Source organism: Jatrophihabitans sp. (genome assembly GCA_036399055.1).
GTDB lineage: Bacteria > Actinomycetota > Actinomycetes > Mycobacteriales > Jatrophihabitantaceae > Jatrophihabitans_A.
In genome coordinates this window covers 195,573-217,482 of the sequence record DASWNX010000026.1, presented here as the reverse complement: position 1 = coordinate 217,482, position 21,910 = coordinate 195,573, and the positions used below count along the sequence as shown (strand labels likewise).

The window sequence follows — 21,910 nt, the reverse complement described above, 5'->3', positions numbered from 1 at the left end:
ATCACCAGCGCTTCTGATAGCGGTTTCGGAGGTAGATGGCCACGGAGTTCATCGCCAGCAGGATCACCAGCAACACCACGCTCGCGGCGGCGGCCAGGGTCGCGAACTCCTCGCGGGACTGGCTGATCCAGTTAAAGATTTGAATCGGCAGCACCGTGAAGGAGCTGTGGATGCCGGTCGGTGTGTAGGTGATGAACGTCAGCCCGCCGAGCAGCAGCAGCGGCGCGGCCTCGCCGATCGCGCGAGACAGCGCCAGGATCGCGCCGGTGGCGATGCCGGGGATGGCCTGCGGCATGACCTGGCGGCTGATTGTCTGCCACTTCGTCGCGCCGACCGCGTACGAGGCCAGCCGGATGGAGTTGGGAACCGACCGGATCGCCTCGCGGGCTGAGATGACGACGATAGGCAGCACCAGCAACGACAAGGTCAGGGACGCGGTGAGCACCGTCTGCCCGAAGCCGAGCCCCCTGGCGATGATGCCCAGGCCGAGGATGCCGTACACGATGGAGGGCACCGCCGCGAGATTCTGGATGTTGACCTCGATCAGGCGGTTGTGCCAACGCCGGTTGTCGGCGTACTCCTCAAGGTAGATCGCCGCCAGGACGCCGGTCGGCAGGCAGTAGAGCGCGGTGAAGGCGATCACCCATACGGTGCCGAGGATCGCCGAGCGAGCTCCGGCGTTCTGCGGACGCCTGATCGAGGGGAAGTTGTTGAACAACCGGCTGTCCAGCCGCGGCCAACCCCGGTAGACGATGTAGCTGACCAGGACCGCCAGGAAGACCACGCCGACGGCCAGGCTCAGAATCAGGACGCCCTTGAACACGCCTTCGCGGATCGGCACCCGGCGCCGTCGCAACGCCTCTTCCACGCCAGGCGCCGGCTCGGACTGCCGAGGCGTCAGGGTCGTCGTCACTCGTACACCTCTCGATACTTGCGGACGAGCCGGATGCTGACGATGTTCATCAGGAAGGTCAGCACGAACAGCAGCGACCCGACGGCGAAGATCGTCTGGTAGCCGATCGTGCCGGTGGGCTGGTCGCCGATGCCCGCCGCGGCGATGAACGCCGTCATCGTCTGCATGCCCTCAAGCGGGTTCCACGACAGATTGGGCTGGCCGCCGGCCGCGATCGCCACGATCATGGTCTCGCCCAGTGCTCGGGAGATCCCCAGCACGAAGGCCGCCACGATGCCCGACAGGGCGGCCGGAACGACCACCTTGGTGGCGACCTGCATCTGCGAGCTGCCCAGGGCGTAGGCGCCGTCGCGCAGCGCCGAGGGCACCGCGCTCATGGCGTCCTCTGACAGCGAGGCGATCGTCGGGATGATCATGACGCCCATGACGAGGCCGGCTGACAAGGCGTTGAAGATGTCGGGCCCGTCGCCGATCGGCCAGTGCTTTTGCAGAAACGGTGTGACCGCCGCCAGGGCGAAGAGGCCGTAGATGACGGTCGGAATGCCGGCCAGCACCTCGAGCACCGGCTTGAGCACACGTCGCGTTCTCGGCCTGGCGTACTCCGACAGGTAGATGGCGGCGCCGAGGCCCAGCGGAACCGCCACCAGCATCGCGATCAGGGTGATCAGCAGCGTCCCGGCCACCAGCGGCAGCACGCCGAACTTGGCGTCAGAGAACAGCGGCGCCCACTCGGTCGATGTCAGGAACTCTTTCGGGCTGACCTCTGTGAAGAACTCGAAGGTCGGCTCCAGCAGCGCGATGACGATGCCGACGGTCGCGGCGACCGACAGCAGCGCCGCCGAGAACAGCATGAGTTTGATGAGGTTCTCACCGACATGGCTACGCCGCCGGCCCAGGCCTCCGTCCTCGGGAGGCCTGGGCCCGGCAGTCGGTGGACCGGCCAGGCTCGCGCTCATCTACTTGGCCGAGCTCTTCAGCTTCTCCAGTGCCGCCTTCAGCTCCGACTCCTGGGTCGCGTTCAGCGGGATGAACTTGCTTTCCTCAGCGATCTGCTTGTGATTTGCGACGAAGTACTCGGCGAAGCCGAGGACCTCAGGCCGCTGGAGCGCCTTGGCGCTGGGATAGATGAACAGCGGACGGCCCAGTGGCTTGTAGGAGCCGTCCTGGACCGCGGCGACGCTCGGGGCGACGCACCCGCTGCCGCCGTCGATCTGCAGGGCCTTCAGCTTGCCGGCGTTCTCCTCGAAGTAGGAGAACCCGAAGTAACCCAGGCCGCCCTTTGACCCGCTCACTCCCTGCACCGTGACGTTGTCGTCCTCGGTCGCCTGGTAGTCGGTTCGGCTGGCGTCCTCTTTGCCGTTGATCTCGGCGGTGAAGTAGTCAAACGTTCCGGAGTCCGTGCCGGCCCCGAACAGCTTGAGCTCCTCCTCCGGGAACTCAGGGTCGACCTGGTTCCAGTTGTCGACCTTCGAGCCGGGCTCCCAGATCTTCTTCAGCTGCGCCACGGTCAGGCAGTCCACGAAGTCGTTGTCCTTGTTGACGACCACCGTCAACGCGTCGTTGGACACCATCAGCTCCTGGTAGGCGATGCCGGCCTTCTCGCAGGCCGCCTTCTCCTTGTCCTTGATCGGACGCGAGGCGTCTGAGATGTCGGTCTCTCCCCGGCAGAACTTCTCGAACCCGCCACCGGTGCCGGACGTGCCGATCGTGACGTTCACGCCCGGGTTCTGCTCCTGGAACAGCTCAGCGGCCACCGTGCTGAGCGGTGCGACCGTGCTCGAGCCGTCCACCTTGACGCTGCCGGACAGCTTGGCGGGGTTGGAGGAACTCCCACCCGCGCCCCCGGCGTCGGCCGAGTTGCCGGCTTCGGCCCCACCGCAGGCGGCCAGCGCCAGCGCCAGAACCGGAGTGATCAGAACAGGGGACCAGAGTCCCCGCCTCCTGCGTGCCACGAGAAATCGCTGCCCTCTCGACATGCCAGGCGCAGCGGCGCCCGACAACGTTGGCCACCGATCCGTTGCCGGTGATCAAGGCGATCAAAGTCGCGTCAGGTGAACAGCAGGCGAACGAGAGCAATCGGGGTGGCGAACCCTCGTCGAGCCCTTGCCGCCGACATCGCAGAGCAAGGCGAGCCGCCTGCCTCAGCGAGGCGAGCCGCCTGCCTCAGCCGGCGGCGAACTGGATGTCGCGGGCGAAGACCGTGAACCCGATGCCTTCATAAAGGCTGCGAGCGGCGTCGTTGTCGGCCTCGACGTAGAGCAGCACGACGCCCAGTCCCCGCTCGCGCAGGTGGCGCAGGCCCTCGGCGAGCAGCGCCTTGCCCAGCTTCAAGCCCTGGGCGTCGGGGTCCACGCCGAGCACGTACACCTCACCCATCGCCTCCGAGGTCTCGGTGTGCACCTTCGTCCAGTGATAACCGAGCAGGCGCCCGTCCCGGACGGCGAGCAGGAAGCCGGCCGGGTCGAACCAGGGCGCGGCGATCCGGTCGGCGAGATCGGCCTGGGTCCAGCGGCCCTGCTCGGGATGGGAGGCGAAGGCGCGGGCGTTGACCTCCAGCCACGCCTGGTCGTCGGCGCCGGGCTGGAACGGCCGGATGCTGACGCCGTCGGGGAGCCGGGTCTCAGGCAGCTCCAGGTCAGCCAGCGGGCGGCGCATCTGCAGCAGGGTCCGGACCGGTTGCCAGCCGGCCTGGGCCGCGGCCTGGGCCGCGACGCTGTTGCGCCCGTGCGCCCAGAGCCGAAGCCGGCCGGGATCGACCAGCCGCCCGGCAGCCTCAAGCAGCTCCGCGGCCACCAGCGGGTCGGTGGCCACCAGTTCCACCGCATGCGCTTGCTCGCCCGGGTCGAGCTGGGCGTAGCCGAGCAGCGCCGGGTCCTGGCCGAGGACGTCCTGCTGGTAGACCAGGTGCCGCACCGGCGGGCCGGCCTCCAGCCGCAGCAGCGACTGCTCGCTCAGCGGCGGGGTGTCGGCCGAGTCCGGACTCAGGCGTGCCAGCTTGCGGACCGCCTCAGCCAGGGCCGGGGTTAGGGTGGCGACGTCTGATATCGGCAAGGTCACCAGGCAAGGCTAGCCGCCCGCTCTTCAGCCGCTGCTGGGATTCAGGAGCTGCCGGCCGGAGCCCGCCGCGCGCTGAAGTCCGCCCCTGCCGGGGAGCTGTCCTCTGCTGAGTCCCCACCCCGGCTCCGCAGCCCCGGCTCGACCGGCTTGACGAACTTGTAGCCGACATTGCGGACGGTGCCGATCAGCGCCTCGCACTCGGCGCCCAGCTTGGCGCGCAACCGGCGCACGTGCACGTCGACGGTGCGGGTGCCGCCGAAGTAGTCATAGCCCCACACCTCCTGCAGCAGGTGCGAGCGGGTGAACACCCGGCCGGGGTGCTGGGCCAGGAACTTCAGCAGCTCGAACTCCTTATAGGTCAGGTCCAGGGTGTTCGACTTCAGCTTGGCGGTGTAGGTGGCCTCTTCGATGGTGAGGTCACCGACCTTCACCACGCCGGGCTCAGCCTCGACTATGGAGTTGCGCCGGGCCAGCGCCAGCCGCAGCCGGGCGTCGACCTCGGCCGGCCCGGCGGTGTCAAGCAGCACGTCATCGACTGCCCAGTCCGCCGACAGCGCGACCAGGCCGCCCTCCTTCAGCACCGCGATGACCGGCATGCCCACGTCCGCGGTGGCCAGCACCTTGATGAAGGCCCGGGCGCCTGCCAGGTTGAACCGGCCGTCGATCAGCACGGCGTCGGCGTCGCTGGTCAGCAGCGGGCTGACGTCGAATCCGAAGACGTTGACCTGGTGCCCGAGCAACCCGAGGGCAGGGAGCACTTCGGCGGTCGGCTGCGCAGCCGTGGTGAGGAGGAAGATCTCCATGACGCCTCCCGGCTGGGCCGGTAGTGGGTACAACGGGAACAATGCTCCCATGATGAGGGGTCCGGAACCTGTGCGCCTTCGGACAGCGGACGACATCGTTCTATCGGCTGACTATTACGCAGATGTTTCCGGCGGCGCCGGCGCCCCTGCCTACCTGCTCGGCCATGGCTTCACCGGGTCCTCCCGCACGCCTGAGGTGGTCTCGATCGCCGAGCGGTTGCAGGAGCTGGGCGGCTCGGTGCTGGTGCTGAATTTCAGGGGGCACGGAGCCTCGGAAGGCATGTCCACGATCGGCGTGCACGAGGTCGCCGACGTCGAGGCCGGGGTGGGCTGGCTACGCGCTAGGCGCCCCGATGTGCCCGTGGTCACACTCGGGTTCTCGATGGGGGCCTCGATCGTGATCCGGCACGCGGGCCTGGGCGGTGACCCCGAGGCCGTGGTGGCGGTCAGCGGCCCCGGACGGTGGTACGAGCGCGGCACCGACCCGATGCGCCGGCTGCACTTCGGCGTCGAGACCCGGCTGGGCCGGCTGGTGCTGCACCGGGCGTTTCGGACCCGGGTGGGCGGCGGCTGGGACGAGCTGCCGGCCTCGCCGGTGGAGCTGGCGGCCTCGGTGACCGTGCCGCTGCTGGTGGTGCACGGCGACGCCGACCCGTACTTCGGCATCGAGCACGCCCGGATGCTGGCCGCCGCGGCGTCGCGCTCGCAGCTGTGGATCGAACCCGGCATGGGACACGCCGAGAACGCCATGACCGCGCAGCTGGTGGAGCGCATCCACGGCTGGGCCCGCCGAACGGTCGGGCCGTCTGCGACCATGAGCCGGTGACCTCGGACACCTCCACGCCAACCGACACCTCGCCGGCGCCGGCCGCGGCTGCCGCTGTGCAGATCCAGTTGGCGGTGCTCACCGCGCTGGCCGGCGGCGCGCTGGCCGCCGGGTCCTACCTCGGCGTCGTGGGCCTGCTGGTCGCGATCTGCCTGGTGCAGCTGTCGCTGGCGCTCAGCTGGCTGTTCGGCACCGCGGTGCCCGGCCGCAAGGGCGGGCTGGCGCTGGCGGCGCTGGCGGCCGCCGGCGCCGACGCCGCGATCATGCACTGGCCCGACAGCGGCTACTCGCCGGTGCTGGGAGTGCTGGGATTGGCCGTTCCGCTGCTGTTCCTGCACCAGCTCGCCAGAGGTGTGGTGCGCACCCGGGTGCTGGAGTCACTGGCCGACATCACCGTGCTGCTGGTGGCCCTCGTCGCCCTGGCCGGTCTGATCGTGCTGCGCAGGCAGGGCAACGGCGACATCCTGGCGCCGGCGGCGCTCGGCGTGATCACCGCCGGCCTGGTGGCCAGTCACTTCACCGACGCGGTCTTTCCGGCGCCCCGGTTCGACCCCGCGGTCGCCCGTGGGCTGCCCGCCCTGGTCGTCGGGGTGCTGGTCGGCGCCGCGGTCGGGCTGCTCAGCCTGCACCGGGTGATCGACCTCGCCGGCGGCCGGGCCGCTTTCGTCGGCGCCGCGATCGCCGCGGTGGCGTGCCTGCTGTCCATCGCGGCGTCGTTCAGCGGGGTGCATTCCAGCCTCGCTCCGGCAGGGACGGCCGGGCCTGCCAGCCCTGCTGTCCGGCTGCGTCCGGTGGCCGCGGTCCTGATGACCGTGGCGCTGAGCACGCCGGGCGCCTACGTCCTGGTCAACGCGGTGTCGGGCTGACATCGACCGCGCACTTGGCCGCCTTCGCTGAGGTGGCTAGTCTTGGAACCACTATGGGTCAGTTGCTCACCTCCCGACGCGCTGTGGATCTGTGCCGCGTCGGCAGCGCGCTGTGTCCCCTCTTCTGATCGGGTAGCCCAGACCGGCCTCAGCCGGGGACTGCCCCACCCCTCGCCGCGTGCGGCAAGCGCTCTTTCGCCACCCCGCCGCCGCGCCGCTTTCGTCCTACGCCTTCCCACACCGATCAAGGAGAACCATCTCATGAGCCGCTCCGAAGCGCTCGTCTCGGCCGACTGGGTCGAGCAGAACCTCAACACTCCGGGCGTGGTGATCGTCGAGGTCGACGAGGACACCGCCGCCTACGACGGTGGGCACCTCGAGGGTGCCGTCAAGCTGGACTGGAAGCAGGACCTGCAGGACCCGCTCCGCCGCGACTTCGTCGACAAGTCGGCCTTCGAGGCGCTGCTGTCGGCCAAGGGCATCAGCAACGACGACACCGTCGTGCTGTACGGCGGCAACAACAACTGGTTCGCCGCCTACGCGTACTGGTACTTCAAGCTGTACGGCCACAACGACGTCAAGCTGCTCGACGGCGGTCGCAAGAAGTGGGAGCTGGAGGGCCGCGAGCTGTCCAAGGACGCGGTGTCGCGTCCGGCCACCGAGTACCGCGCCCAGGACCAGGACCTGTCCATCCGGGCGTTCCGTGACGAGACGATCGCCGCGATCGGCGCCAAGAACCTGGTGGACGTCCGCTCGCCCGACGAGTTCTCCGGCAAGCTGCTGGCCCCGGCCCACCTGCCGCAGGAGCAGTCCCAGCGCGGTGGCCACATCCCGACCGCGGTGAACGTGCCGTGGTCGAAGGCTGCCAACGAGGACGGCACCTTCAAGTCCGACGAGGAGCTGGCCAAGCTCTACGCCGACGCTGGGCTGGACACCGGCAAGGACACCATCGCCTACTGCCGCATCGGTGAGCGCTCCAGCCACACCTGGTTCGTGCTGCACGAGCTGCTGGGGCACTCCAACGTCAAGAACTACGACGGCTCGTGGACCGAGTACGGCTCGCTGATCGGCGTCCCGATCGAAAAGGGAGCCTGAGCGCGTGAGGATCGCAGCGAGCGTCAGCGAGCGAGGACCGGAGCGAGCGGCCGATGAGCGCTCGCGCGAAGAGGAAGTGAACTACTGATGTGCGGAGCACCTGCCCAGACCCCCACCTTGCCGGCGCACGTCGACCTCGCCAAGGAGACCGTGATCTACGGGACGGTCTCCAAGGACGAGGCGCCGGTGCCGGGGGCCTACGTCCGGCTGCTGGACTCCACTGGTGAGTTCACCGCGGAGGTGCTGACCTCGGCCACCGGGGACTACCGGTTCTTCGCCGCGCCGGGTGAGTGGACGTTGTCGGTGCTGCACAACTCCGGTTCGGTGCGCCAGCCGGTCAGCGCGCCGGCGCCCGGCCTGGTGGAGGCCTCGCTCGTCCTGTCCTAGCCGCTCGTCCTGTCCTAGCCGTTGGGCATTGTGGCGGCCCGAATCCGCGCGCCGATCGTCAGCCAGCGCGGATTCGGGCCGCACAACAGTTCAGGGCAACAGGTTCAGGGCAACAGGTTCAGGGCACGCTCAGTAGACCAGCGCTCGGGCGTCGGGCTGAAGGATCTCATCGACGAAGGTCGCCGCCCCGGCGATCCGGACGCCGGGGATGAGCTGCTCTGACGTGATGGCTCGTCGCTGGGCGCACTGCGTGCACACCGTCAGCGTGCCCAGCTCGAGCACCGCGTCGCGCAGCTGCGCCAGCGGCGCCGAGTGCGGCAGCACGAAGCTCTCGGCCCGGCCGGGAAGCCCGAACCAGGCGGCGTCACCGGTCAGCCACAGCGAGACGGCGGCGCCGGCGGCCGTCGCGGTGGCAGCGACGGTGAAGGCCTGCGCGCACCGCTCGGCGTCCTCGGCCGCGGCGGTGCACTTGATGACCAGGGTGGGCATGATCGGCGTACGGGAGGGTGTGTCCACAGCGACTATCCTCTGCTCATGGAGTCGTTTTTCATCATCCTGCTCATCGTGTCGTTCCTGGCGATCGCCGGTATGGCTGCCCTCATCGTGGGCAAGCTGTTCGCGGGCCAGCAGTAGGTGTCCGAGCTCTTCCCGCCGGCGGTCGCCGGCTCACCGCAGGGCTCCGAGCCCGCTGGGCCCGGGCCTGTCGTGCCCGAGCCTGGCGACACCACCGACCTGCGAGCCGGGCCTGAGATCAATCCGGCGCTGCTGGCGGTGCTGGGGCTGGTCGGGCGCTGGTCGGGTTTCGGCAGCGGCGCCAAGCCGGTCACCGGGGAGGAGTTCCGGTACGCCCAGCGCCTGAGCTTCGCCCACGACGGGCGGCCCTTCCTGGCTTATGAGTCGCGTGCCTGGCTGCTCAACCCGGACGGCTCAGTGCTTCGGCCGGCGTTCCGCGAGAGCGGCTTCCTGCGGATGGGCGCCGCCCAGGACGAGTTGGAGCTGGTGCTGGCGAGCGTGGTGGGCATCATCGAGGTGTTCACCGGGGTGGCCGGCGACTCGCGTTGGGAACTTGCCACCGCCGGCGTGGGATTCACCCCGTCGGCCAAGCAGGTCGCAGGCGAGCGCCGGCTGTACGCGCTCAGCGGCGAGCAGCTGGTGTATGTCCAGGAGTTGGCGTTGACCCAAGGGGACTACCGGCCGCACCTCAACGCAGCCCTGACCCGCGACTGACCTGCCTGCGGAAATGTGAAAACCCCGAGCCGGTTCACCGTGAACCTGCTGCCGGTCGGACAAGCCCGGCGACTCGGGGTTTCAGAAGGTCACCGGACTAGCCGGCGACCTCCTTAGGTGTCCGAGAGCGCATCAAGTTCTGGACCACCTCCTTTCCAATACGTCCACAAAGATACTTCGCGACGCCAGATCCGGCCACTCTTTTTGCCAGGCGGCCATACCATGGACCGATCATGGCCCACCAGCATCCCGCGCCGCCTGACTCGCTGGCCGGCCGGCTCCGCGAACGCGGGCTGCGGATGACCCCGCAACGTGAGCGCGTTATGGCTGCCGTGACTCGTCTGGTGCATGCCACTCCTGACCAGGTGGCCGAGGCGGTGCCTGAGGTCGACCTGACCACGGTGTACCGGACGCTGGAAGTCCTTGAGCAGATCGGCATGCTGGCCCACACCCACCTCGGGCACGGAGCGCCGTCCTACCGGCTCGCCGGCGACGACCACGTGCACGTGGTCTGCCACCACTGCTCGTCCGTGGTCGACGTCCCAGCGGGGCTGGCCGACGACCTGGCCGCCCGGCTGCTGGCCGAGCGCGGGTTCGTGCTCGACCGCTCGCACTTCACCGTATTCGGAGCCTGCGCCGACTGCGCCGCCCGCACTGCCCGCACTGCCGGAGGGACCCCATGACCGACTACCGCTCACCCCTGCTGGACTGGCCCGGCGCCGTCGAAGCCGGCGGCCCTGACGCCGGGACCGCCTGGCACTACGGCGACCCGCTCGGCGAGCAGCGCCGGGCGGCGGCCGGCGCCGGCCTGATCGACCGCTCGCACCGCGACGTGCTGGTCGTGCCCGGGCCGGACCGGCTGGGCTGGCTGCACGCGATCTGCTCCCAGCACCTGAGCGCGCTGACCGACGGCGACTCCACCCAGGCGCTGGTGCTCTCACCCAACGGCCACGTCGAGCAGCACTGGCAGCTCACCGAGCTCGGCGACCAGGTCTGGATCGACACCGAGCCGCACGCCGCCGACGAGGTGCTCGGCTACCTGCTCAAGATGCGATTCATGAAGCGGGTGGAGCCGGCCGTGGTCACCGCCGAGTACGCGGTGCTGTCGCTTTTCGGGCCTGACCTCGCGCAGGTGCTCGAGCGGGCCGGACTGCCGGTTCCCGACACCAGGGCCCTCGCCTTGCCGGGCAAGGGCTTCATGCGCCCGGCGCTGACGGCCGGCGGCCCGGTGGACCTGATCCTTGACCGGGCCGAGCTGCCCGCGATCGCCGCCCGGCTCCGCGACGCCGGGGCGCACCCGACCGGCAGCTGGGCCGCCGAGGCCCTGCGGGTCGAGCACCGCCAGCCCCGGCTGGGCATCGACACCGACCACCGCACGCTGGCCCACGAGGCGGGCTGGATCGGCTCGGCGGTGCACCTGGACAAGGGCTGCTACCGCGGCCAGGAGACGGTGGCCCGGGTGCAGAACCTGGGCAAGCCACCGCGCCGGCTGGTGCTGCTGCACCTGTCCGGGGACTCCGAGCAGCTGCCGACGCCCGGTAGCCCGGTCGAGCGCGACGGCCGGACGGTGGGCTTCGTCGGCACCGCGGTGCAGCACCACGAGCTCGGGCCGATCGCCCTGGCCATCGTCAAGCGCGGCCTGTCCGGCGACGACGTGCTGAGCGTGCCCGGGCACTCGGCGGCGCTGGACCCCGCCGACGCGGTGGCTGAACTGCCTACCGGCTTCGCCGGTCACGCGGGCAGCACCTCCGCCAGCGCCTGACCGCCCTAGGTCTGGCCTGCCGTCCCTGATCGGCGGCCTGCCGTCCTGATCAGCGGGCTGGGAGTCCTCGCAGCCGGAATGAGCGCGTTCGCTCAGCGCTGAGTGGTGTCGTAAGTGGCGAGGCCGAGAGCCGACCAAGCATGCAGAAGCTGCCGGTCGCCTGCTGCGGCGACAAGGTCGGCGTCGTCAAGTTGGCGGGCCGACGCGCAGTGGACCGCGTCGTGGCCGCGGAGGTCGTGTCGGTGAGCGAGCTCAGCCGCATCACCAATGAGGGCCTCGTCGGCCTCGACGATGTCGAATTGGGCCCACAGATCCTCCAAGGACCGCAGGGCCGCTTGGTGGGTTGCCGTCGTGATGCGGTCAAGCCGCCGGGCCTGTGCCAGAGCCGCGGCTGTCTCGACGTAGGCGAGGCGGCTGGAAACCACGGTGTCCGCGTCGTCGAAGAACCTGCGGCAGGAGGCGCTGCTCGGTTCGGTGATGAGTAGCGGAACGAGGGCGGACGTGTCGAGGTAGCCGATCACCGTCGCTGCTCGGTCACCAGGTCGCTGACGGCGCCGGTGGCTGGAAGCGGTTCGGGAGAAGGGCGCTTTCGGCCGGCGGCCTTGGTCACCCGCCCTTCGGCGATCAGCTGCTCCAGCCGGCTCGGTCGATCGACGGGAACGATTCGGGCGATGGCGCGGCCGTGGTCGGTGATCGTCACCGTGCCACCGGCCCGGACGTCGGCAAGGTGCCGGCTCAGGCTGTCACGCAGTTCCTTGATTCCGACATCCATGGATCCCCCAAGTGGCGAACATAACGTGCTCAATTGTAGCCACTTTAGGCGCTCCAAGGCCCTGGCTCTGGTTGCCATCGCCGGGGCGTCTCGGTAGTAGTGGACTCATGACACGTTTCGGCTACACCCTGATGACGGAGCAGAGCGGTCCCAAGGAACTGGTGCGCTACGCGGTCGCCGCCGAGCGGGCGGGGTTCGACTTCGAGGTCTCCAGCGACCACTACTTTCCCTGGCTGGAGTCGATGGGCCACGCGCCCTACGCCTGGTCGGTGCTCGGCGCGGTGGCCCACGCCACCGAGCGGGTCGACCTGATGACCTACGTGACCTGCCCGACGATGCGTTACCACCCCGCGGTGGTCGCGCAGAAGGCCGCCACCCTCGGGCTGCTGTCGGACAACCGGTTCACCCTCGGACTCGGGTCGGGGGAGAACCTCAACGAGCACGTGGTCGGCGAGGGCTGGCCGGTCGCGGCGGTCCGGCAGGACATGCTGGCCGAGGCCATCCAGATCATCCGGGCCCTGCACACCGGCGAGCTGACCACCTGGGTCGGGGAGTATTTCCGAGTGGACTCGGCCAAGGTCTGGGACTGCCCCGACGCCGGGGTGCCACTGGCCATCGCGGTGTCGGGAGTCCGCTCGATCGCGGAGTTCGCGCCGCTGGCCGACCACATGGTCGGTATCGAACCCGACCCGGAGCTGATCCGGGGCTGGGATCAGACCCGCGGCGATGAGGGACTGCCGGACAGCCGCAAGATCGGTCAGATTCCGATCTGCTGGGGGCCGGACAAGGACGCCGCGATCGCCCGGGCGCATGAGTTGTTCCGGTGGTCCGTCGGCGGCTGGGCGGTCAATGCCGACCTGCCGACCCCGGCCGGCTTCGAGGGCGCCAGCCAGTTCGTCCGGCCTGAGGACGTGGCCGCCTCGATCGCCTGCGGACCGGACCTCGACGAGCTCGCCGAGTCGGCGCGGCCGTTCTGGGAGGCCGGCTACACCGACATCGCCCTGGTGCAGGTGGGGGATGAGAACCAGCAGGAGTTCCTGGACAAGGTCGCCGAGCCGCTGCTGGACAAGCTGCGAACCGCGTCCGGCTCCTGAGCGCGTGTCGACCGCCGTTCGGGCCCGGGCCGTCTTGACACCTGGGTAGGGTGGGTTTCGAGGGCGAAAGGATCACTCGTGAGCCTGCGAAAGACCTTGCTGTCCTGGCCGGTTCTGCGTCAGATCAGCGACTCGGACCCGCTCGGGCGTGGTCGGGCGGTGCAGTCCCAGCGCACCGCCCAGCTGACCGCCCGCACCGAGACCGCCGACCGGATGGTCAAGAGCGTCTGCCCGTACTGCGCGGTGGGCTGCGGCCAGCGGGTTTACGTCAAGGACGAGAAGGTCATCGGCATCGAGGGCGATCCGGACTCGCCGGTCAGCCGGGGTCGGCTGTGCCCGAAGGGCTCGGCCAGCGAGCAACTGGTGAACTCGCCCGGCCGACAGACCGCGATGCTGTACCGGCGTCCGGGGGGCCTGGACTGGGAGCCGCTGGACCTGGAGACGGCCACGGACATGATCGCCGACCGGGTGATCCAGAGCCGGGCCCGCACCTGGCAGGACGCCGACTCCCACGGCCGGCCGCTGCGCCGCACGCTCGGGATCGCCTCGCTGGGCGGGGCGACCCTGGACAACGAAGAGAACTACCTGATCAAGAAGCTGTTCACCGCCCTGGGCGCGATCCAGATCGAGAACCAGGCCCGTATTTGACACAGCGCCACCGTCCCCAGTTTGGGGGCCTCGTTCGGACGTGGCGGCGCCACCTCCTTCCTGCAGGACCTGCAGAACTCTGACTGCATCGTCATCCAGGGCTCGAACATGGCCGAGTGCCACCCGGTCGGGTTCCAGTGGGTGATGGCGGCCAAGGCCCGTGGCGCCAAGGTGATCCACATCGACCCGCGGTTCACCCGCACCTCGGCGCTGGCCGACCAGCACGTGCCGCTGCGGGCCGGCAGCGACATCGTGTTCCTCGGCGCGATCGTCAACTACATCCTGTCGAACGAGAAGTACTTCCATGAGTACGTGCTGGCCTACACCAACGCCGCCACCCTGCTGCGCGAGGACTTCGCCGACGTCGACGACCTCGACGGCGTCTTCTCCGGCTACGACCCAGAGACCGGGATGTATGACACCTCGACCTGGTCCTATCAGGGTCAGGGCGACAGCCCGGCCGCGGGATCGCGCACCGAGCCGGACTCCCGAGCCGACGACGCCGGCAGCGGCGGCAGCGGTCAAGAGAGCGAGACCTCGCAGGGCGAGCGAAGCGGCGGCCACGAGATGGGCGGCCACGGCGCGAAGCTAGAGCACGCCGAGGTCGAGCGCGACGAGACGCTCCAGCATCCGCGGTGCGTGTTCCAGGTGCTCAAGCGGCACTACGCCCGTTACACCCCCGAGCTGGTCGAGCAGGTCTGCGGGGTCGCGCCCGAGGACTTCCTCAAGGTCTGCCAGGCGGTCACCGACAACAGCAACCGCGAGCGCACCACCGCCTGGGTGTACTCGGTGGGCTGGACCCATCACACGGTCGGCGTCCAGTACATCCGCGGCGCGGCGATCATCCAGCTGCTGCTGGGGAACATGGGCCGCCCGGGCGGTGGCATCATGGCGCTGCGCGGGCACGCCAGCATCCAGGGCTCGACTGACATCCCGACGCTGTACAACCTGCTGCCCGGCTACCTGCCGATGCCCAAGGCCGGCGAGCACGATGACCTGGCTTCCTACCTCGACACCATCCGCAGCACCGAGCAGAAGGGGTTCTGGGCCGAGGCCGAGTCCTACACGGTCAGCCTGCTCAAGTCCTACTGGGGAGACGCGGCGACTGCTGACAACGAGTTCGCCTTCCATTATCTGCCCAAACTGACCGGCGACCATGGCACCTACCAGACCGTGATGGACATGCTCGAGGACAAGGTCGAGGGCTATTTCTTGCTCGGCCAGAACCCGGCGGTCGGCTCGGCGCACGGCAAGATGCAGCGCCTGGGCATGGCGCACCTGAAGTGGCTGGTCGTGCGCGACCTCAACATGATCGAGTCGGCGACGTTCTGGAAGGACGGCCCCGAGATCGAGACCGGCGAGCTGCGGACCGAGGACATCCAGACCGAGGTGTTCTTCTTCCCGGCTGCCTCGCACGTGGAGAAGGACGGCACCTTCACCCAGACACAGCGGATGCTGCAGTGGCACCACAAGGCCGTCGCGCCGCCCGGAGACTGCCGCAGCGAGCTGCACTTCTTCTTCCACCTCGGCCGCAAGATCCGCCAGCGGCTGGCCGGCTCGACCGAGCAGCGGGACCGCCCGATCCTCGACCTGACCTGGGACTACCCGGTCGACGCCGAGGGCGACCCGTCGGCCGACGCGGTGCTGCGTGAGATCAACGGAGTTCACCTCAGCGGTGAGAAGGTCGGCCAGCCGCTGAAGCTGTTCACCGAGATGAAGCCGGACGGCTCCACCTCGGGCGGCTGCTGGATCTATTGCGGGGTCTACGCCGACGGCGTCAACCAGGCCGCCCGCCGCAAGCCGGGCCAGGAGCAGTCCTGGGTGGCGCCGGAATGGGGCTGGGCGTGGCCGGCCAACCGGCGCACCCTGTACAACCGGGCAGCCGCTGACCCCGACGGCAAGCCGTGGAGCGAGCGCAAGGCCTACGTCTGGTGGGATTCGGAGCAGCAGCGCTGGACCGGCCACGACGTGCCGGACTTTCCCGCCGACCGGCCGCCGTCCTACCGTCCCGAGCCCGGCACTGCCGGCGTCGCGGGGCTGGCCGGTGACGACGCCTTCATCATGCAGTCCGACGGCAAAGCCTGGTTGTACGCGCCGGAGGGCATCCTGGACGGCCCGCTGCCGGCCCATTACGAGCCCGCCGAGTCGCCGGTGCGCAACCCGATGTACCGGCAGCAGGCCAATCCGACCCGGCAGGTCTTCCCTCGTCCGGACAACCTGCAGAACCCCTCGCCGCCTGAGCCGCACGCCGACGTTTTCCCTTATCTGTTCACCACATACCGGCTCACCGAGCATCACACCGCCGGTGGCATGAGCCGGTGGCTGCCCTACCTTTCCGAGCTGCAGCCGGAGTTCTTCTGCGAGGTGTCGCCGCAGTTGGCGCGCGAGCGCGGGCTGGCCCACCTTGGCTGGGCCACCATCGTCACCGCCCGCACCGCCATCGAGGCCCGGGTGCTGGTCACCGAACGGGTGACGCCGCTGCTGATCGACGGCAAGCAGTTCCACCAGATCGGCCTGCCCTACCATTGGGGGGTGGGCGGTTCGGCGCTGGTCAGCGGCGACTCGGCCAACGACCTGTTCGGGGTGACGCTGGACCCGAACGTGCACATCCAGGAGACCAAGGTCGCCAGCTGCGACATCCGGCCCGGCCGGCGGCCGACCGGGCCGGCGCTGCTGCGCTTCGTCGCCGACTACCGCCGTCGGGCCGGTATCACCGTCGAGACCGGCAACACCAAGCGGACACCGGTCGATCCGATGGAGTCCGCTCCGTCAGCGGCGGGCCCGCTCGACGCGACCGGACCGACGCCAGCCCCACCGCAGGAGGACTGATGCCCAGCCTGTCCGGACCGCTCGATGACCCCGCCGCCGACGCAGGCTGGCAGGACGCCCAGCCGCGCAAGGGTTTCTTCACCGACACCTCGGTGTGCATCGGCTGCAAGGCCTGCGAGGTCGCCTGCAAGGAATGGAACGACGTTCCCGACGATGGGTTCAACCTGCTGGGTTCCTCCTATGACAACACCGGCTCGCTGAGCGCCTCCACCTGGCGGCATGTGGCCTTCATCGAGCAGCCGGCCAAGCCGGCCGGCAACACCGGCAACACCGTCAGCCTCGGCATGCCGAGCACCGTGCGTCCGGGCGAGGCGATGAGCCCGGACTCGGCGGTCGACTTCCGGTGGCTGATGTCCTCGGACGTGTGCAAGCACTGCACCCACGCAGGCTGCCTGGACGTCTGCCCGACCGGTTCGCTGTTTCGCACCGAGTTCGGCACGGTGGTGGTGCAGGAGGACATCTGCAACGGCTGCGGTTATTGCGTGCCGGCCTGCCCGTTCGGGGTGATCGACCGCAGGATCGGCGAGCAGGGGCAGAAGAACGTCGGCATCGCGCAGAAGTGCACGCTCTGCTACGACCGGATCGGGGCCGGCAACACCCCGGCCTGCGCGCAGGCCTGCCCGACCGAGTCGATCCAGTACGGCGATCTGGACGAGTTGCGCGAGCGGGCCGCGGCCCGGCTGAGCACGTTGCGCGAGCAGGGCGTGGACTCGGCCCGGCTGTACGGCCAGAGCCCGGACGACGGGGTCGGCGGGGCCGGGGCGTTCTTCTTGCTGCTGGACGAGCCGGAGGTCTACGGGCTGCCGCCGGACCCGGTGGTGCCGACCCGGGACCTGGCGCAGATGTGGCGCCACGCCGCGCTGGCCGCGGCGTCACTGCTCGCGGGCGCGGCGGCGGCGTTCCTCGGCGGCCGCGGGTGAGCGAGCACCAGGCCGAGCTGCGCGCCGAGGGGCGCGCCGACCAGCCGGTGCAGTCCACGGCCGGGGCGCTTGACTCGGGGCGTCAGCGGCGCCGGGGCGGGCGGCGTCGGCGCGACGAGCACCAGATGGTGCCCGATGCCACCTTCACCTCCTACTACGGCCGGCCGGTGGTCAAGGCCTCGCCGTGGGAGGCCGACATCCCGGCCTACCTGTTCCTCGGCGGGCTGGCGGCCGGCTCATCCCTGTTGGGCGCAGGCGCCGGGTTGACCGGCCGGCCGGTGCTGCGCCGCGCCGGCCGGATCTCGGCCCTGACGGCGATCAGCGTCAGTTTCGCCGCCCTGGTGCACGACCTGGGCCGGCCGTCGAGGTTCGTCAACATGCTGAGGGTCGCCAAGCCCACCTCGCCGATGTCGGTCGGCACCTGGATCCTGACGGTCTACGGACCGCTGGCCGGGGTGGCCGGAGCGGCTGAGTTGCTGGCGCCGCTGGCCGGCCGGCTGCCCGTCGCGGCGCGCCCGCCGGTGCGGCTGCTGACCCGGCTGGCCGGGCCGGCCGGGCTCGGCGCGGCGGTGGTGGCTCCGGCGGTGGCCTCGTACACCGCGGTGCTGCTGAGCCACACCGCCACCCCGACCTGGAGCGCGGCCCGCAAGCACCTGCCGTTCGTGTTCGTCGGCTCGGCGGCGGCGGCCTCCGGCGGCCTGGGCATGCTGCTGGCGCCGGTGTCCGAGGCCGGGCCTGCCCGCCGGCTGGCCCTCGGTGGCGCGCTGCTGGAGCTGGGCGTGGAGCGTGCGATGGAGGCGTCGATGGGCATCACCGCCGAGCCGTTGCACCTGGGCGCCGGCGGCGTGCTGATGCGGGCCAGCAAGACGCTGACGACGCTCGGGGCGCTGGGCACGCTGCTCAGCCGGCGAAGCCGTGTCGCGTCCGGGCTGGCGGGGGCTGCTTTAGTGGCCGGGTCGGCCTGCACCCGGTTCGGCATCTTCGAGGCGGGCCAGGCCTCAGCGCGGGACCCGAAGTACACCGTGGTGCCGCAGCGGCGGCGGATCGAGGCCGGCGAGTCCGCCGGCGCCTGAGCCAGCCCAACCCTGCCCCAGCCCTGTCCCTGTCCCTGTCCCCGCACCTCAGCCGCACGATGCAGCAGGGGCCGGATCAGCGGACTCGCAGGATGGTGTCTTGGCGGGGGACGAACTCGCCGATCACCGCGCCTCGCGGCCCCAGGCCGGCGGCGCCACCGGTCGCGATCTCGCCGGCCAGCAGCAGGCCGCCGCTGGTCTGGGCGTCGGCCAGCAGCAGCAACTGGTCCCATCTAACGGGCGTGTGAGTTAGCTGATCGGTCCGCATAAGATAGCCGGATGCTGCAGGACTACAGATTGCTCGCCTCGAACGACCTTGAGCTCCTCGAAAAGCAAACGCTGCGAATGATCGTGCAAGCGCTTCAGCAGTACTCGCGCGAAGCACGAGAAATTTTCGAGACAACGCTCGCAACCAGTGGAACTGAAGTAATCGTGCTGGCCGAGGACCTTACTCAATATGCGCTGGAGGTGGCCGAGGTTTACCCTATAAATAAGCGCTTCGCGGGCTTTATAGACTACAAACGGGCACGATGGCTTCCTACCGGAGCTGGCTTGTTTCCGCAGATCCTTCTCGTGGACGCGAAGGCCTCCAAGGAGAATAACCGCGACACCTTGCAGGCGTCGCAACTGCCAATGGATGCGGATTTCACGACGTCCGCAGGGACTATTGTGCACCTAGCGGCAGGCGTACCGCCGCACATGGACATCATCGCCGTGGATGGAGCGATTCTGCCCGCCGTGACAACTTCTATGTTCGTTCACTTCTACTACCGGGATCTTGATAACGATCCTGCGGGTCGTTTCCGTGAATTGATGGATATTTATATTTTGGCTATCCCACACAATTTGTTAAAGTCAATCTACAATCCCAATGCGACAACAACTTTCTTTGGTCAGGGTAAGCACAGCCCCGCCCTTGGTGAGACACCGCGAATTCGAGTGTACTTCCCTCGACTACGGGCAGCATGTCCATGGCGATTGCAGCAGCTGAGCTATGCAGGCAGCCAGAACGGATTCACATCTGCGCGATGGCGTGATATTGGCGTATCGGGTCAGGAGACTAACGACCCTTTCCTCTACCTACCGCGGTAGGAACTAGCCTGCAAATAGGGCTGTATGAAGTCGGCATTGATGTCTATGCCGATGAACCGACCGCCTAGCTCACGGGTGACAAGACCGGTCGTGCCAGATCCCATAAACGGATCTAGACAGCTACCGCCGGGGGGTAGCGTCGCGCTCAGCGCACGGTGAGCTAGGCGACGTGGCATCACAGCAAGATGTTCTCCACGATTCGCTGCGACAGGCACCGACCAGACATCGCCTGGATTGCGCCCAGCGGGGTGGTTCCGAAACACATTGTCACCAATTTCTACGCGCATCGCCTCGTCGAACGTGTCGTCGAGATGCAATAAGTTCTGCAGCTCTAGCCATGTCTCCGGGGGTGGGAGTCTCGCCCCGATTGGGTCAGTCCGAAAGTAGTGACGAGTGCGCTCAAATGGCTGCGCTAGCTGCTCGGATACCCATCGAATTGTCCGTCCCTCACGCTTCAAAGCGTCACGGAGATATCTCGCTAGCTCCACCGACTCAGGAGCATTGGGGCGCCGCTCTACTTCCTTCAAGCCATCGATTGTCGAGCGGTGCCGGGGCGAGTTGAGCCAGCGTCGTAGCTCTTGCTTTCCCTTCGCTTTGCCATTGACGTCTCCGCTTTCGGCGCGAACTCGCTCGATAGTGTCATCCGTCGCGTGAGGTATCCGGATGGCGTCCAAGTCGAAGAAGTAGCGCTCCGATTTAGTAAGGAGAAATATCGGCTCCCATGTGTTGGTCAATCGGTCGACGACGCTGCTCGGCATCGCGTTGGGCTTCTGCCAAACAGCGACGTTCCGAACCCACCAGCCGTCGTCTTCGAGGGCGAGCGCGACACGGAACGGAACCAGACTTAACTGCTTGCTACGCCGCCATCCAGCACGTGGAGGCAACCCGTCCACGGTCACGGTGCGGTTGAAGTAACTGTCGCCGATGTTCAGCCAGGCGCTTCCGTCGTCCGCCAAAACGCGGTAGACCTCACGGTAGATCTTGACGAGGCGTTCGACATAGTCGTCGACCTCCCGTTCTAGTCCCAACTGCTCCTCATGGCCGTAGTCGCGTACCGCCCAGTAAGGCGGCGACGTCAGGCACGTGTTGACAGATGAGCTGGGCAGCTGAGCGAGGGCTGCCGTGGCGTCGTCTGTGAATAGCGCGTAATCATCGCCTTGATACCTTGCGGCGCTGCGGAGCTCGGCCCACGTGTCGAGGCCCGCTGGTTGGCCGAGCTTAGAACGTCCTCTCATGTTACGAACTCTACGGTCGACCGCTGACAGTTTCTGGTCGGCACGCTGTCATCAGCGATTGGCCGTCTGGACTCCCGGGTGTTGGGAAGGAGCGAAGTCATCTGACTCGCAGGATGGTGTCTTGGCGGGGGACGAACTCGCCGATCACCGCGCCCCGCGGACCCAGCCCGGCGGCGCCGCCGGTCGCGATCTCGCCGGCCAGCAGTAGCCCGCCGCTGGTCTGGGCGTCGGCCAGCAACAGCAACTCGTCCTCGCCCACGCGGAAGTCCAGGTGCGGACGCACCCAGTCGAGGTTGCGCCGGGTGCCGCCGCTGACGAAGCCGTCGGCCAGGGCCTGCCGGGCGCCGTCGAGGTACGGGACCGCTGCGGCGTCGATCACCGCGGTGACCCCGGAGGCCCGGGCCATCTTGTAGAGGTGGCCGAGCAACCCGAAACCGGTCACGTCGGTAGCCGCTGACAGCCCTGCCCCCAAAGCCGCGGCACAGGCGGCGGCGTTCAACGTCGTCATCGAGGCGATCGCCTGCTCGAACACCTCGCCGGTGGACTTGTGGCGGTTGTTCAGCACGCCGACGCCCAGCGGCTTGGTCAGCGTGATGGCCTGCCCGGCGCGCGCGGCGTCGTTGCGCAGCAACCGGTCAGGATGGGCGATGCCGGTGACCGCCATGCCGTACTTGGGCTCCGGGTCGTCGATGCTGTGCCCGCCGGCGACCGGGCAACCGGCCTCGGCGGCGATGTCCAGGCCACCGCGCAGCACCTCGCGCAACAGCTCGGTGGGCAGCAGGTCGCGCGGCCAGCCGAGCAGGTTGATCGCCAGCACCGGGCGGCCGCCCATCGCATAGACGTCCGACAGCGCGTTGGCGGCGGCGATCCGTCCGAAGTCATAGGCGTCATCGACCACCGGGGTGAAGAAGTCGGCGGTGCTGAGCACGGCGGTGTCGCCGTTGATGCGCACCACCGCGGCATCGTCGCCGTCGTCCAGGCCGACCAGCAAGTCCGGCGAGCCGGCCCCGATCAGGCCGGCCACGATCGCTTCGAGCTCGCCCGGTGGGATCTTGCAGGCGCAGCCGCCGCCGTGGGCGTACTGGGTCAGGCGATAAGTCGTGGCAGTCACCCTGTTGAGGCTAACCACCCGGAGTTGATCACGTCACCTGGAGCTGATCACCGCCGCCGATCACCGGGCGGCTAGCGTGGCTGGCGGAGGCGTACGTGTTCCTGGTGGGCACCCCGGTCTTCAAAACCGGTGAAGTCGAGTACCTCGGCTTGGCGAGTTCGATTCCCGTCCGCCTCCGCACACCCTTGCCAGCACCAGCC

At 68.8% G+C, this 21,910-nt stretch carries 23 protein-coding genes and 1 tRNA gene; 13 read left to right on the top strand and 11 right to left on the bottom strand.

Annotation, left to right across the window (positions count from 1 at the left end):
* Position 1: 1 nt before the first annotated feature.
* From pstA to VGB75_10615, 5 genes are all read right to left on the bottom strand, one after another.
* On the bottom strand, positions 2-913 hold the full coding sequence (gene pstA / locus VGB75_10635; GenBank protein HEY0167486.1) for a phosphate ABC transporter permease PstA: 912 nt from the start codon (positions 911-913) through the stop codon (positions 2-4).
* A complete protein-coding gene (gene pstC, locus VGB75_10630) occupies positions 910-1,869 on the bottom strand; it encodes a phosphate ABC transporter permease subunit PstC (GenBank protein ID HEY0167485.1) in 960 nt (319 codons plus the stop codon). Before pstC ends, pstA begins: the two co-directional genes overlap by 4 nt.
* Complete coding sequence (locus VGB75_10625) at positions 1,870-2,865, bottom strand: PstS family phosphate ABC transporter substrate-binding protein (protein HEY0167484.1); 996 nt, start codon at positions 2,863-2,865, stop codon at positions 1,870-1,872. It abuts the gene before it with no gap.
* A gap of 211 nt (positions 2,866-3,076) precedes the next feature.
* Entirely contained in the window at positions 3,077-3,970 is an 894-nt protein-coding gene (mshD, locus tag VGB75_10620) for a mycothiol synthase (protein ID HEY0167483.1), read from the bottom strand.
* Between the two features lie 41 nt (positions 3,971-4,011).
* Complete coding sequence (locus tag VGB75_10615; GenBank protein ID HEY0167482.1) at positions 4,012-4,773, bottom strand: response regulator transcription factor; 762 nt, start codon at positions 4,771-4,773, stop codon at positions 4,012-4,014.
* A gap of 70 nt (positions 4,774-4,843) precedes the next feature.
* On the opposite strand from VGB75_10615, the gene VGB75_10610 reads away from it, so the two are divergent.
* From VGB75_10610 to VGB75_10595, 4 genes are all read left to right on the top strand, one after another.
* Positions 4,844-5,599 (top strand): alpha/beta fold hydrolase, encoded by a 756-nt coding sequence (locus tag VGB75_10610; GenBank protein HEY0167481.1) that lies wholly within the window; start codon positions 4,844-4,846, stop codon positions 5,597-5,599.
* Entirely contained in the window at positions 5,596-6,465 is an 870-nt protein-coding gene (locus VGB75_10605) for a hypothetical protein (GenBank protein HEY0167480.1), read from the top strand. The genes VGB75_10610 and VGB75_10605 overlap by 4 nt, the downstream gene beginning before the upstream one ends.
* Before the next feature lie 261 nt (positions 6,466-6,726).
* Positions 6,727-7,560: a sulfurtransferase gene (locus VGB75_10600; GenBank protein HEY0167479.1), complete on the top strand. Its 834-nt coding sequence runs from the start codon at positions 6,727-6,729 to the stop codon at positions 7,558-7,560.
* Positions 7,561-7,647: 87 nt separating this feature from the next.
* Positions 7,648-7,947 carry a DUF1416 domain-containing protein gene (locus tag VGB75_10595; GenBank protein ID HEY0167478.1) on the top strand — a complete coding sequence of 100 codons (300 nt, stop codon included), beginning with the start codon at positions 7,648-7,650 and terminating at the stop codon, positions 7,945-7,947.
* Between the two features lie 129 nt (positions 7,948-8,076).
* On the opposite strand, the gene VGB75_10590 is transcribed toward VGB75_10595, so the two are convergent.
* A complete protein-coding gene (locus VGB75_10590; protein ID HEY0167477.1) occupies positions 8,077-8,463 on the bottom strand; it encodes a DsrE family protein in 387 nt (128 codons plus the stop codon).
* A 117-nt stretch (positions 8,464-8,580) separates the two neighbouring features.
* Here VGB75_10590 and VGB75_10585 point away from each other — a divergent pair, with 117 nt between their 5' ends.
* The 3 genes from VGB75_10585 to VGB75_10575 all read left to right on the top strand — a co-directional run bounded on the left by VGB75_10585 (position 8,581) and on the right by VGB75_10575 (position 10,936).
* A complete protein-coding gene (locus VGB75_10585; GenBank protein HEY0167476.1) occupies positions 8,581-9,174 on the top strand; it encodes an FABP family protein in 594 nt (197 codons plus the stop codon).
* Between the two features lie 233 nt (positions 9,175-9,407).
* Complete coding sequence (locus VGB75_10580) at positions 9,408-9,857, top strand: Fur family transcriptional regulator (protein ID HEY0167475.1); 450 nt, start codon at positions 9,408-9,410, stop codon at positions 9,855-9,857.
* A complete protein-coding gene (locus VGB75_10575) occupies positions 9,854-10,936 on the top strand; it encodes a folate-binding protein (protein ID HEY0167474.1) in 1,083 nt (360 codons plus the stop codon). The genes VGB75_10580 and VGB75_10575 overlap by 4 nt, the downstream gene beginning before the upstream one ends.
* Before the next feature lie 92 nt (positions 10,937-11,028).
* Here the strand turns inward: VGB75_10575 and VGB75_10570 are convergent, their stop codons facing one another.
* On the bottom strand, positions 11,029-11,457 hold the full coding sequence (locus VGB75_10570) for a type II toxin-antitoxin system VapC family toxin (protein ID HEY0167473.1): 429 nt from the start codon (positions 11,455-11,457) through the stop codon (positions 11,029-11,031).
* Positions 11,454-11,708 (bottom strand): type II toxin-antitoxin system prevent-host-death family antitoxin, encoded by a 255-nt coding sequence (locus tag VGB75_10565; protein ID HEY0167472.1) that lies wholly within the window; start codon positions 11,706-11,708, stop codon positions 11,454-11,456. The genes VGB75_10570 and VGB75_10565 overlap by 4 nt, the downstream gene beginning before the upstream one ends.
* Before the next feature lie 107 nt (positions 11,709-11,815).
* On the opposite strand from VGB75_10565, the gene VGB75_10560 reads away from it, so the two are divergent.
* From VGB75_10560 to nrfD, 4 genes are all read left to right on the top strand, one after another.
* A complete protein-coding gene (locus VGB75_10560) occupies positions 11,816-12,802 on the top strand; it encodes a TIGR03557 family F420-dependent LLM class oxidoreductase (GenBank protein HEY0167471.1) in 987 nt (328 codons plus the stop codon).
* 78 nt (positions 12,803-12,880) lie between these two features.
* Positions 12,881-16,279, top strand: a complete 3,399-nt coding sequence (gene fdh, locus VGB75_10555; protein ID HEY0167470.1) for a formate dehydrogenase — start codon at positions 12,881-12,883, stop codon at positions 16,277-16,279.
* A complete protein-coding gene (locus VGB75_10550) occupies positions 16,279-17,199 on the top strand; it encodes a 4Fe-4S dicluster domain-containing protein (GenBank protein HEY0167469.1) in 921 nt (306 codons plus the stop codon). Before fdh ends, VGB75_10550 begins: the two co-directional genes overlap by 1 nt.
* Entirely contained in the window at positions 17,196-18,272 is a 1,077-nt protein-coding gene (gene nrfD / locus VGB75_10545) for an NrfD/PsrC family molybdoenzyme membrane anchor subunit (protein ID HEY0167468.1), read from the top strand. Before VGB75_10550 ends, nrfD begins: the two co-directional genes overlap by 4 nt.
* Positions 18,273-18,348: 76 nt before the next feature.
* Here nrfD and VGB75_10540 read toward each other — a convergent pair whose 3' ends face one another.
* Entirely contained in the window at positions 18,349-18,540 is a 192-nt protein-coding gene (locus VGB75_10540; protein HEY0167467.1) for a hypothetical protein, read from the bottom strand.
* A gap of 11 nt (positions 18,541-18,551) precedes the next feature.
* Between VGB75_10540 and VGB75_10535 the strand changes: the two genes are divergently transcribed.
* The gene (locus VGB75_10535) at positions 18,552-19,364 is read left to right on the top strand and encodes an SfiI family type II restriction endonuclease (GenBank protein HEY0167466.1); all 813 of its coding nucleotides are present in this window, start codon (positions 18,552-18,554) and stop codon (positions 19,362-19,364) included.
* Here VGB75_10535 and VGB75_10530 read toward each other — a convergent pair.
* Both VGB75_10530 and selD read right to left on the bottom strand, forming a co-directional pair.
* On the bottom strand, positions 19,349-20,599 hold the full coding sequence (locus tag VGB75_10530) for a site-specific DNA-methyltransferase (protein HEY0167465.1): 1,251 nt from the start codon (positions 20,597-20,599) through the stop codon (positions 19,349-19,351). The two genes, VGB75_10535 and VGB75_10530, sit on opposite strands and share 16 nt — an antisense overlap.
* A 97-nt stretch (positions 20,600-20,696) precedes the next feature.
* Positions 20,697-21,710, bottom strand: coding sequence for a selenide, water dikinase SelD (selD, locus tag VGB75_10525; GenBank protein HEY0167464.1), 1,014 nt, complete (start codon positions 21,708-21,710; stop codon positions 20,697-20,699).
* A gap of 85 nt (positions 21,711-21,795) precedes the next feature.
* Between selD and VGB75_10520 the strand changes: the two genes are divergently transcribed.
* Positions 21,796-21,889, top strand: a tRNA-Sec gene (locus VGB75_10520).
* Positions 21,890-21,910 lie beyond the last annotated feature (21 nt).

Coding starts and splice junctions, on each gene's coding strand:
- pstC (HEY0167485.1), bottom strand. CDS start 1,869: ATGAGCGCGAGCCTGGCCGGTCCACCGACTGCCGGGCCCAGGCCTCCC.
- VGB75_10615 (HEY0167482.1), bottom strand. CDS start 4,773: ATGGAGATCTTCCTCCTCACCACGGCTGCGCAGCCGACCGCCGAAGTG.
- VGB75_10600 (HEY0167479.1), top strand. CDS start 6,727: ATGAGCCGCTCCGAAGCGCTCGTCTCGGCCGACTGGGTCGAGCAGAAC.
- VGB75_10595 (HEY0167478.1), top strand. CDS start 7,648: ATGTGCGGAGCACCTGCCCAGACCCCCACCTTGCCGGCGCACGTCGAC.
- VGB75_10580 (HEY0167475.1), top strand. CDS start 9,408: ATGGCCCACCAGCATCCCGCGCCGCCTGACTCGCTGGCCGGCCGGCTC.
- VGB75_10575 (HEY0167474.1), top strand. CDS start 9,854: ATGACCGACTACCGCTCACCCCTGCTGGACTGGCCCGGCGCCGTCGAA.
- VGB75_10565 (HEY0167472.1), bottom strand. CDS start 11,708: ATGGATGTCGGAATCAAGGAACTGCGTGACAGCCTGAGCCGGCACCTT.
- VGB75_10560 (HEY0167471.1), top strand. CDS start 11,816: ATGACACGTTTCGGCTACACCCTGATGACGGAGCAGAGCGGTCCCAAG.
- VGB75_10550 (HEY0167469.1), top strand. CDS start 16,279: ATGCCCAGCCTGTCCGGACCGCTCGATGACCCCGCCGCCGACGCAGGC.
- VGB75_10540 (HEY0167467.1), bottom strand. CDS start 18,540: ATGCGGACCGATCAGCTAACTCACACGCCCGTTAGATGGGACCAGTTG.
- VGB75_10535 (HEY0167466.1), top strand. CDS start 18,552: ATGCTGCAGGACTACAGATTGCTCGCCTCGAACGACCTTGAGCTCCTC.
- VGB75_10530 (HEY0167465.1), bottom strand. CDS start 20,599: ATGAGAGGACGTTCTAAGCTCGGCCAACCAGCGGGCCTCGACACGTGG.